The organism is Providencia sp. JGM181 (genome assembly GCF_018257375.1).
Taxonomy (GTDB): Bacteria; Pseudomonadota; Gammaproteobacteria; order Enterobacterales; family Enterobacteriaceae; genus Providencia; species Providencia lanzhouensis.
Genome location: NZ_JAERJY010000121.1, coordinates 1 through 11,090, shown reverse-complemented (window position 1 = coordinate 11,090; position 11,090 = coordinate 1). Strand labels below are relative to the sequence as shown.

Below are 11,090 nucleotides of genomic sequence, written 5' to 3'. Positions count from 1 at the left end.
TGTAAGCGTAGCGATACGTTGAGCTAACCAATACTAATGAACCGTGAGGCTTAACCTGACAACACCGAAGGTGTTTTCGAGAAGAGAGATTGAGTTGATTCAATGACAGTGACGCCAAAGGGTAGTCACACAGCTTGTTCAGGATTGATGTTCTGGTTTAGGTAAAGACTTAAACGGGAATAAACAGAATTTGTCTGGCGGCAATAGCGCGGTGGTCCCACCTGACCCCATGCCGAACTCAGCAGTGAAACGCCGTAGCGCCGATGGTAGTGTGGGGTCTCCCCATGTGAGAGTAGGGAACTGCCAGACATTAATTTAAAGCTTATTGCGAAGCGATAAGTCGCCGAAAGGCAAAAAGAATAAGTGGAGCGGTAGTTCAGTTGGTTAGAATACCTGCCTGTCACGCAGGGGGTCGCGGGTTCGAGTCCCGTCCGTTCCGCCACTTATAGCAAGCCCCGTGATGAAAATCACGGGGTTTTTGTTTTTCTACAATACATGTAATACAGCAATTTCTAACTATATTTTCTCCCTGTCGTCACACAGCTCACTCTGCTATAGTGATCTCTTCTAGATTTTTTTGTTTATTATGAGCGAGCAAATATTACTTAAAGTTTTGATATAGAGTATAACCTGCCACTGAACCCGCTACATCATAAGCAAAATCATGCCAACTCCAGCCAGTACCTGCTGGTCGGCTATCATAAAGTTCTTTCGCTGCACCTAGCGAAATCGAAAACAACATACCGAATTGTGCCGCTTGCCGATGTTGCATGTTCTGCCTATCCGCATACGCATTACCAGCAGCAGCCATTGCAGCAGAAAAGGCAAAGTGCTGCGCCTTATCTTTTCCCTGCCAATTATCATTTGACCAATGGAAGCCTGAACAGCCAGTCATGACTATTAAGGAGCAACTTAAAGCTAATGTTTTATAAGAGAGATTTGGCATATATCTTGGCCCTCTACAGCAACTGATAAGTTAGAGTTCGCTAGATAATAAAAAGCGCCACATGAGCGGCGCTTTAGAGAGTCAATTATTAAAGTATTCGACTAATGAGTCGATCAACTCGGATACGTCGTAATCGACGGATCAGTTTTTTCACTTTAACAGGGTAGGTTTGAATGCTATCCAGCTCGCGATAATGATGAACAACTTTAGTATGGACTCGGATGCAATCAAGCTCGTGTTGGCGTTGTTCTTGGAGCTGTTGTTTTGGATCGTGGATTAATACCGCATTTTCCAAATCTAATCCCCAAGCCCGTGGATTCAGGTTATTACCTGTAATCAGCTGCCATTGATTATCAACCCACATTCCTTTCAGGTGATAGGTGTTGTCACCATCTTTCCATAAACGAACTGTCAGTTGTTCACTATCAATAAAACGCTGCAAACGGCTAACAAACTTACGTAAGTTTATTTCATAGAGATAAGGCAAAGCACCGATGATTTTAAAAGGCTCTTCAGGTGGAATATAGAAGTCGTTAGCGGTTTTATCACCAATAATGATTTCAACTTTCTTTCCATCACGCAGTAACTTGCTGATAATTCTAACCAAAACAGCAGGTAAATTAAAATATGGTGTACAGATAGTTAGCTTTTCAGCGGTTGAGCTCATTAAATGGGTGATAGTACGATTTAACTCGTTCTTTTTTCCTAGGCCAACAAACGGAGTAACGGCGAGTTCATCATTGGAAGCATTACCTGAAAATTGGTAATTAACGCCTCTTAATGACAAACGAAATTGCTTGATTAATGCTTTAAACTCCGCTGTTTTGGGTCTATCAGGCGTATTGAGTAGATGAATAGCATCCGATGATAAAAGAGAATCATCAATGAATTTTTTCATCGTTGTCGTGAGCTGGCTATTTTTGATGAGATGATATCTATCATAGCGGTATTTTTCATGACGATGCAGATAGACATCATTGATGCTTGCCCCGCTATACAGAAGCGTATCATCAAATAAGAAACCTTTTAAGTGCAGTACCCCTAATGCTTCACGCGTGTTTACGGGGATCCCGAAAACAGGGATCTCAACATCAGGGTATTGCTGAGAAACTTCATAATACCAATCGGCATTAGTTAGATTAGCCGCTGCGCCAATTCGACCGCGTTGAGCTCGGTGCCAATCAACTAGAATTTTAATATCTAGATTAGGATTTGCTTGTTTAGCGGCATACAGAGCATGAAGGATGTCTTTACCCGCATCATCTTTTTCTAAATACAGAGCCGTAATGTAGACTGTATTTTTAGCTTGCGAGATCTGTTCAAGCAGAGCACCACGAAAATCTTCCGTCTTATAGAGCGTTTTAACATCATCAACCGACTGAGACAATTTAGGCATGTTTGCCAAGTGTTGTTGATGTTTTGCTTGTTTTAGTTTTGACAACATCACAGTGTGAATTTTCTCTTGTTAGTCTAATAGCAAATCGCTTTATACAAATATTTAAGCGAATGATCTGTCGATGATATCATATTTACACCATTCATTAGGAATAAATTGACCATTGGTTTACTTACTATACAGATTACGGTTTATTCCTAACGATAATTATAGATGTAGGGTGAGATTTACGACACCATCCTCAAATTGAACATCAATTTGGAATCCTAATTTTTTTGCTAAACTGATCATATTACGGTTTTCTGGCATGGTGATCGCTGTCAGTTTCTTAATGCCATGTCCGCGGGTGTAGTTGAGCAATTTTTGCATTAATTGATAGCCGAGTGTTTGACCTTTCATATCTGAACGAACTAAAACGGCAAACTCAGCTTCTTGGTTATCAGGATCTGCCATTGCACGAGTTACACCGATAATTTCGGGTTGTGTATCACTATTTTTAACAGCGACAAACGCCATTTCTCGGTCGTAATCGATTTGCGTCATATTCGCGAGATCATCATGAGTGAATTCACTGATTTCACTGAAATAACGGTAATAAAGATCTTCTTTAGTGACTTGCTCAATAAAGGATTTTAAGAGTGGTTCATCTTCAGGAAGAATCGGTCTTAACAAGCAAGTTAAATCATCTTTTAGGTTAATGGTCTCTTCAAGTTCATTAGGATAAGGACGGATGGCAAGCCGAGTATTTGGATTGTCACTTGCTGGGTTCAATGTCATTGAAACATCAAGTAATGTGAATTCATCACCAGCGGCGAGCAGTGGGTGTATGTCCAACCGGGTAATGTTAGGACAATCAATGATTAGGTTAGATACACGAACTAATAAGCTAGCTAGCCCCGGAATATCTAATGGCTCTAAAGCACTACGGGCTTTAATTTTATGTCCTTTGATCGCATTAATGACCAAGTAACGTGCTAGCGCTAAGTTTAGTGGCGGAAGGGCTACGGCTGCCTGGCTCTCTTGTTGCCACTCTATGCCTCCTTCACCAAGCATGATCAATAAACCAAAAACAGGGTCAAGCTCAACAGCAATTCGTAGCTCCTGAGCGCCTGCGCGATTCGCCATGCTTTGTACTAATAAGCCTTCAATTCGAGCTTGTGGATAATTAGTCGAGACTCGTTCAATAATGGCATTAGCGGCTTCAGCGACTTCTTTGGCATTCCTTAAATAGAGCATAACGCCCTGAACTTCTGATTTGTGCACAATGTCAGGAGAACGTAATTTTAGTGCAACGGGATAGCCAATCTTTTCTGCAATTTCAACGGCCTGTTCGCTGGAATGAGCAATCCATGTTGGTAAACTGTTTAAGCCATAAGCTTTTAAGATTGGCTGAACCTCATGGGTATCTAAATGCAGCTTGTTATTTTCAATGGCTTGCATGATACAGGTATGTGCTTGCTGAGTATTTGCGGTTATTCCGACAGGCAGCGCAGGGGTTTCTTTTAATTGTTTTTGGTTACGGCGATATTCCACCATATGCATATAGGCGGTGATTGCACCTTCGGGTGTTCTGTAAGTTGGGATCCCAGCTTCGCTGAAAAGCCTTCTTGCTTCTTGAGAAGAATATTCCCCGCACCAGTTTGTGAGGATGGTTAACCATTTGCCCCGAGGATGCTGCTTAATAGTTTTGATCACTTTTTCTGCCATGGACTTACTTTGTGTAATGGCACTTGGGGTATGGATCAAAAGCAACGCATCATGATCGTGACTATCGAGCATTTTGTTTAATACGTTGAGATACCTATCAACAGTAGAATCATCGCCGAGGTCAATCGGGTTTTGGGTAGATAAATCTAGTGGCAATAGAGAGCTCAGTTCGTTTTCAGTTTCTACACTGAGTTTTGCAAGCTTCCCATTACGTAGCAGTAGTTCATCGAGTGCCATTGCGGCAGGTGCTGAGCCGTTGCTCATAATCGATAAACGTTCTCCTCGTAGCGGAGTCATATAACTTAGTGTTTCTACCGCAGAAAACATTTCGTGGGTATCTTGGACGCGCAGCAAACCTGCCCGTTGAATCGCAGCATCATAAGCGGCATCTAAACTTGGTTTTTCACCGAGAAGCTCTTGCGCTTTGCGTGTTCGCCCGCTTTTGATAACGAGGATCGGTTTGTTACGGGATGCACTACGAGAAGATGATAAAAAGCGTCTAGCATCACTAATATTTTCTAAATAAAGCAAGATAGCACTGGTTTTGCTGTCTCGTGCAAGATAGTCCAGTAGGTCATCAATATCGATATCAATGCTATCGCCAAGGGCAATAAAATAGGAAAAGCCGATATCGCGATGGCGCGCCCAATCTAAGACTGTATTTGAGACTGCGGCAGATTGTGAAATAAATGCCAGTTTACCTTTCAAAATAGGGATTGGGGAAAAGCTGGCGTTTAGCCCTTGCCATGGTGCAAAGAAGCCTAAGCTATTCGGACCCAATAAACGAATTTGGTATTGCTGTGCCACCTTTTTCAGTTCATTAAATTGAATAGAAGGGGATGATAAGATAATGACGACATTACAGCCTGCTTCCCCAAGCTGCCGGAGACATTCAACATTGCGAGAATAGTGAGTGCAGATTACCGCAAGATCAGGCTTGAGTGGGAGTTTATCAATTGAGGGATAAGCAAGGACGCCAAGAATGGAGCTTCTGTTCGGATTAACGGGCAGAATAGGGCCTTTGAAACCGCTGCTGAGTAAGTTTTTCATCATCACGGATCCTGCTCGGCTAGGATCTTCTGATGCGCCCACGACAACAATAGATTTTGGTCTAAACAATGACTCTAGCTGACTCACTAACCCCATGGCGGTAAACCTTTTTGTGGTGAGCGAAAACCCGCTCAATTGATTTTGAGTTCGTAAGCAACGCTATACGATACAGCAACACTATGTCGTATATTGTGCCGTATATTGTGGGAAGCGCCAGTTTATCGGGGGAATTTTATTGAATATTACAAGCACCCTCACGTTTTGCTGTGAAGGTGATTTTCAAAATAGAAATTGCTGGAAAGCGAGGCATATAAATAGCGTAAAAAATGCCTATAAGGAGTTATTCTTGGGGCTGAGACAAGAGCATTTGAGCGGTTGGATGATGCGGTTTTCCCTCTAAGTATTTACGGCGAAACAGATTGAAATGCGTAAATAACGCTTGGGATGCATCAATATCACCAGCTTGCTCTAGCACGGTAGCAGCCACCTCCGCGGTGCAGTGTTGCTCTTCCCGCGATGGGGTACGCAGCAGGTAGTCGGTTCTCGCTTTCGTATTGATAGACAACATTGGAATTTGATCCAAATAAGGGCTTTTGCGGAACATCTTACGCGCTTCTGGCCAAGTGCCATCTAACAGAATAAACAATGCAGGTTTGTCAGAAAGCGTTGGTGCATTGACGACGACACGATCTGTTTGCGCGTAGCTTTCTGGGAAAATCAGATAAGGCTGTCTACTCTTATCTTGCAGTGCAGCTAATAACTGGTTGTCAGGATCTGTTCTTGACCATTGATATGCCTGAGTATCAGGAAGCACATCGGCAATGAGTTTTCCGGTATTGCTCGGTTTAAAGACTTCACCATCAAACATAATCAGACAAAATTGGCTTTTTGCTTGTGCAGAAACCGTTTCTTCGCAGAGACACTGTGGTGCGGGTAGCAGGCAATATTGACAGCGTTTTACCCGGCAACCCCTTGCTTTAAAAGGTTTTGTAGAAAGGGCTAAGCGTTGTTGACGCAGATGATAGACAGCGTTCTGACTCATGGTTGATAAGGCACTTTTCGTTGCGACAAAAATAAGGGGCATATTGTACGCAAAACGATTTGTCTACGATAGAAGTATATTCAATAACTTTTCGGTGAGATAATAGCGCGGATCGGTAGCGTAGCTTTGCAACTTCATGTAATCTTCGCGCCATAGCTTAGTAGGGGATAGCGATGAACGACACGAATGATTTTAGTGGTAAAAACGGCAAAGTAAAAGTGATGTATGTCCGTAGCGAAGAGCAGGACAATAATAAAGGTAATGATAAACGCCGTGGCGGTCGTGATGATAAGCGCGACGATAGACGCGGTGATAAACGTTCAGGTGGGCGTAATGATCGCAACGACCGTAATGATCGTAACGAACGTTCAGGTCGCTCTGGTCGTCCAGAAGGTGGTCGCTCAGAACGCCGTTCTGACAACGACAGACGATCAAGTAATCGCGATAGCGCTCCTCGTGGAGAGCAGTCACCATGGCGTACAGTTTCAAAACCGGGTAGTGATGAATTAGAAAACGACCACGGTGGTATTTCAGGAAAAAGCCAAATTGATCCTGAGCAGTTACGTAAACAGCGCCAAGAAGAGACCCGTATTTACGGCGAAAATGCTTGCCAAGCGATGTTTAAAAACCGTCCAGATGGTATTGTCCGTGCGTGGTTCTTGCAGTCAGTCACCCCACGTTTTCGTGATGCATTAAAATGGATGGCGGCAAACCGTAAAGCGTACCATGTTGTTGATGAAGAAGAGTTAACAAAAGCGTCTGGTACTGAGCACCACGGCGGTGTGTGCTTTATCATCAAAAAACGCGGTGGTATGGCAGCAGAAACCTACTTAGAAAATGCGGTCGATACCGATTGTGTTTTAGCGCTGGAAGATGTTGGTAACCCGCATAACCTTGGTGGGATCATGCGTAGCTGCGCTCACTTTGGTGTGAAAGGTGTGATTTTACAAGATGCAGGAATGCTGGAATCAGGTGCGGCAATTCGTACCGCTGAAGGCGGCGCAGAGCATATTAAAGCCATTGATGCGGATGGTTTCACCCCAACACTGAATAAATTCCGTGAAGCGGGCTATACCATCGTTACGACATCAAGCCATAAAGGTAGTCAGGACATTGCTAAGGTTCAATTACCGAAGAAAATGGTGTTGGTGTTAGGTCAAGAGAGTGATGGTTTAAGTGACAGCACATGGGATCAGGGTGATATGAGCCTGTACATTGGCGGAACAGGTAAAGTTGAAAGCCTGAACGTCTCTGTCGCAACAGGGATTATGCTTTCTCAGTGGTGGTCACAAAATAAAGTTAAGTAATTACTTACTGACTTGAGCTAGCTTAAAAAAAAACCATACGCAAAATTGTGTATGGTTTTTTTTCATTTGGATTATATGCCAGCTAGTGAGCTCCGCCACCATCTTTTGAACCAGCTCCGAATGGTGGTTTGGCAAACCATACAATCACCATTAACAGAATAAACACGCCAGCGGACATCCAGAAAATTTCATTAGCAGAAATAATTAGCCCTTGCTCAGTAATTGAGCGCGCAATATACGCAGCACTTTGCTGCTCATTCATTCCTATTTGCGCCAACTCACTGTACATATGTTGAGCATTTGGATTATACGGGTTAACAAACTCTGTCAGATTTTCATGGTGCATTGCTTCACGCTGTGTCCACAACGTGGTGGTGATGGAGGTACCAATTGCACCCGCTAAGGTTCGCGTGAAGTTAGATAAGCTGGACGCTGATGCCATTCTTTCTGGTGGTAAACCTGATAATGTAATGGTCGTGAGTGGCATAAAGAAGCAGGCTATCGCTAAACCTTGAACGAACTGAGGCCATGCTGCTGCGGCAAATCCCATACCAGGCTCAAAGGTGTAAGCTCGCCAGTAATAGCAGACGGCATACATAATAAAACTGAATGTCACTAAATAACGCATATCAATACGGTTACCAAAGCGACCAATAATCGGCGTGATCAGCAGCGGCAATAGACCCACAGGCGCCGAGGCCAAACCCGCCCATGTTGCCGTATAACCGTACACTTCTTGCAGTAACTGAGGCAATAGGACAATGGTACCGAAATAGAGCATATACGCCAAGCTGAGCGCCAAACAACCAATGGTGAAATTACGCTCTTTAAAGAGGGAAAGGTCGATGACGGGATGCTCATCAGTCAGTTCCCAAACAATTAAGAAGGCTATCGCGACAACGGCGATAACGGTCAGAACGATGATCTCCGTAGAGTTAAACCAATCGAGCTCTTTCCCTTGGTCGAGCATAATCTGCAATGCACCAATCCCGACAACCAGTAAGACAAGCCCGACGGTATCAATTGGCTTGATCGCGATTTGAGTTTCACGTCCTTTAAGCGTTCGCATAATGGCAAAAATAATCGCAATACTAAAAGGAACGTTGATAAAGAAAATCCAGCCCCAGTGGTAGTTGTCACTAATATAGCCACCAAGAATAGGCCCACAAATTGGCGCAACCACAATGGTCATTGACCACAGTGCAAGAGCCATACTACGTTTGGCTGGTGGATAGTTATTGAGTAAGAGACTCTGAGACAAAGGAATGAGTGGACCTGCAACCAAACCTTGTAGGACGCGGAATAAAATCAGCATTTCTAAGCTGTTGGAGATCCCACACAACCATGAGGTAAGGGCGAAAAGCCCGGTAGACCATAAAAAGAGGCGAACTTCACCAATACGACGAGCTAACCAGCCAGTGATCGGAATAGAGATAGCATTCGCTACCCCAAACGATGTGATCACCCATGTGCCTTGTGAGTTAGATGCACCCAAGTTACCCGCAATTGTGGGGATAGCGACGTTAGCAATGGTCGAATCCAAAACTTGCATGAAAGTAGCCAAAGATAACGCAATGGTCATCCAAGCCAGTTTTGAACCTGTTAACGGTGCATTTGTCACGTTAATGTCTCCGTTTACTTATTTGCCAGAGTTATTTTGAATAATCTCAGCAACAATTTTGTCAGCAGGAGACATATCAACCGCTAAAGCGGTTGTGTGATAAGCCGGCGTATCGCGCAGGCCTTTGGATAACACTTTGCCGTCTTTATTGGCCGTATCCACTTCGACTTCGGTTGAGAGCCCAATACGTAGAGGGTACTCATCAAGTTGAGTTTCATCGAGGGCGATACGTACTGGAAGGCGTTGAACTACTTTGATCCAGTTACCGCTCGCATTTTGAGCAGGTAATAACGAGAACGCGCTCCCCGTCCCCATATCAAGCCCAACCACGGTACCGTTGAATACCACATTTTTGCCGTAGAAATCGGTGGTTACTTTGGCGGGTTGACCAATGCGCATGCTCGCTAATTGCGTCTCTTTAAAGTTGGCATCAATCCACATTCCGCTGGATGGCACAATTGCCATTAATGGGGTATTTGGCGTGATTTGTGAACCGACTTGCACACTACGGCGGGAAACGTAACCGTCCACTGGGCTGACAATTTTGGTGCGTTGCAGGGCAAGCCATGCATTTCGTACCTGCGTTGCAGCTTGTTCAACAAGCGGTTGCTTTTCTAAAGCCGTATTGAGCACGATGGCTTGATTGGCGTTGTACTGTTCAATCGCCACATCAAGTGCACCTTTCGCACTAATGACCGCTTCTCTCGCATGTTGGAGCTCTTCTTTACCGATTAAATTGCTGCTACCTAAGACTTCGCGGCGTTTTAAATCATTTTGTAAGCGGGATAGTTCAGAGCGTTTAACATCAATATTCGCTTGAAATTGACGGCTATTGATAATGTGCTGTTGTGATTGTCGAACGCTGTTAGCAAGTTCAGTTTTGGCTTTTTCAAGGGCGAGTTCGGCATCTCTAGGATCTAACTCCACCAGTACCGTTCCACTTTTCACAAAATCGGTGTTATCGACATTGACTGTCATGACGCTACCGGATATTTGCGCTTGGATTTGAACTTGATTTCCAGCAACGTAAGCGTTGTCTGTTGATTCGTAATGGCGTAAGACGAGATACCAGTATGCAGTCCAACCGATACCTATCGCGATAAAAATAACGGTTAGGAACATTAGTGCATTTCTGCGCTGTCTTTTTTTGTTTAATGGCGGCGTTTGCGTTTCAGGCAGATCCTCGCGTGCGCTCATACTGGTGGTTCCCCATATTCAATGGATAAAAATAACGGCTGTTTCCAGCAGTTAGTGTTAACTACTGGAAACTAAGACGACAAATGATTTCGTTGCTCGATGGGATATCGCAATATATAACTGAAAGGATAATGAAATATATGTGAGTGAAAAGTTTTTTTTTCAGTTTAAGCCACAGAATGCCTCAAAAACATTAACCATGAAATATCTGTGGTCAATATTATCACTCTTTTATGCTATCGAGTTTTGCTAATAATTTGCGCATCAGCTTGTCGAGCAGCTGTTTTTCATCAGTATCCAATGAAGACCAGATATCGATCAATGCTTTATGTTGCGGCGGTAATAATCCACTGAGAAACTCAGAGCCTTTTTCCGTTAAGTGCAAATGTAGGCAGCGACGGTCGTTATGGCTTTCTTTACGCTCAATCCAACCATTTTTTTCTAATTCATCAGCAATACGTGTTGCGTTAGTCCGTGAAGAACCTAATGCTGCACTGAGTTCAGATGGCTGAATGCTATGAGAATCTTTAGTATCAAGGATCATGAGCGCCATAAATAGCGTTTCATTGACACCTTGAGCTCTTAGCATGTTATTACGTGATTCCAACAGTTTTCCATGAACGTGCATGCACAAGCGCGTCAATAAAATTTCTTGGTAAGGGATAGTATTTTCTTGTGAAGTTTGTTGCGCGACGCGAGCGTTAAGTAATTCTTCTGTCGGTGTAAATGAACTTTCCATTATTTGGATACCTTATTAGTTTCAGTTGGTAAGATTTCAACTGTAATCAACCATGTAAATGGTATATTAAAAGATAGAATTAGCA

8 protein-coding genes, 1 tRNA gene and 1 rRNA gene are annotated in these 11,090 nt (G+C 43.5%); 3 read left to right on the top strand and 7 right to left on the bottom strand.

The annotated features are described in order from the left end of the window. The first annotated feature begins 193 nt into the window (after positions 1-193). A 5S ribosomal RNA gene (gene rrf, locus JK188_RS13835) occupies positions 194-309 on the top strand. Between the two features lie 56 nt (positions 310-365). Continuing rightward, a tRNA-Asp gene (locus tag JK188_RS13830) sits at positions 366-442 on the top strand. A 159-nt stretch (positions 443-601) separates the two neighbouring features. Here the strand turns inward: JK188_RS13830 and JK188_RS13825 are convergent. The 4 genes from JK188_RS13825 to JK188_RS13810 form a co-directional block, all read right to left on the bottom strand. Further along, on the bottom strand, positions 602-946 hold the full coding sequence (locus JK188_RS13825; protein ID WP_036947732.1) for a YfiM family lipoprotein: 345 nt from the start codon (positions 944-946) through the stop codon (positions 602-604). 88 nt (positions 947-1,034) lie between these two features. Further along, positions 1,035-2,390, bottom strand: a complete 1,356-nt coding sequence (gene pssA, locus JK188_RS13820) for a CDP-diacylglycerol--serine O-phosphatidyltransferase (protein ID WP_211887928.1) — start codon at positions 2,388-2,390, stop codon at positions 1,035-1,037. A 159-nt stretch (positions 2,391-2,549) separates the two neighbouring features. Then, positions 2,550-5,195: a bifunctional acetate--CoA ligase family protein/GNAT family N-acetyltransferase gene (locus JK188_RS13815; protein WP_249215362.1), complete on the bottom strand. Its 2,646-nt coding sequence runs from the start codon at positions 5,193-5,195 to the stop codon at positions 2,550-2,552. Between the two features lie 244 nt (positions 5,196-5,439). Next, positions 5,440-6,141: a tRNA-uridine aminocarboxypropyltransferase gene (locus JK188_RS13810; RefSeq protein ID WP_211887929.1), complete on the bottom strand. Its 702-nt coding sequence runs from the start codon at positions 6,139-6,141 to the stop codon at positions 5,440-5,442. Positions 6,142-6,314: 173 nt separating this feature from the next. Between JK188_RS13810 and JK188_RS13805 the strand changes: the two genes are divergently transcribed. Beyond that, positions 6,315-7,448, top strand: a complete 1,134-nt coding sequence (locus tag JK188_RS13805) for a tRNA/rRNA methyltransferase (RefSeq protein ID WP_211887930.1) — start codon at positions 6,315-6,317, stop codon at positions 7,446-7,448. Positions 7,449-7,530: 82 nt separating this feature from the next. Here the strand turns inward: JK188_RS13805 and emrB are convergent, their stop codons facing one another. The 3 genes from emrB to mprA all read right to left on the bottom strand — a co-directional run bounded on the left by emrB (position 7,531) and on the right by mprA (position 11,005). Beyond that, positions 7,531-9,069 carry a multidrug efflux MFS transporter permease subunit EmrB gene (gene emrB / locus JK188_RS13800; RefSeq protein ID WP_036947723.1) on the bottom strand — a complete coding sequence of 513 codons (1,539 nt, stop codon included), beginning with the start codon at positions 9,067-9,069 and terminating at the stop codon, positions 7,531-7,533. Between the two features lie 18 nt (positions 9,070-9,087). After that, positions 9,088-10,266, bottom strand: a complete 1,179-nt coding sequence (gene emrA / locus JK188_RS13795; protein WP_211887931.1) for a multidrug efflux MFS transporter periplasmic adaptor subunit EmrA — start codon at positions 10,264-10,266, stop codon at positions 9,088-9,090. 223 nt (positions 10,267-10,489) lie between these two features. Then, the gene (mprA, locus tag JK188_RS13790; protein ID WP_036947719.1) at positions 10,490-11,005 is read right to left on the bottom strand and encodes a transcriptional repressor MprA; all 516 of its coding nucleotides are present in this window, start codon (positions 11,003-11,005) and stop codon (positions 10,490-10,492) included. Positions 11,006-11,090 lie beyond the last annotated feature (85 nt).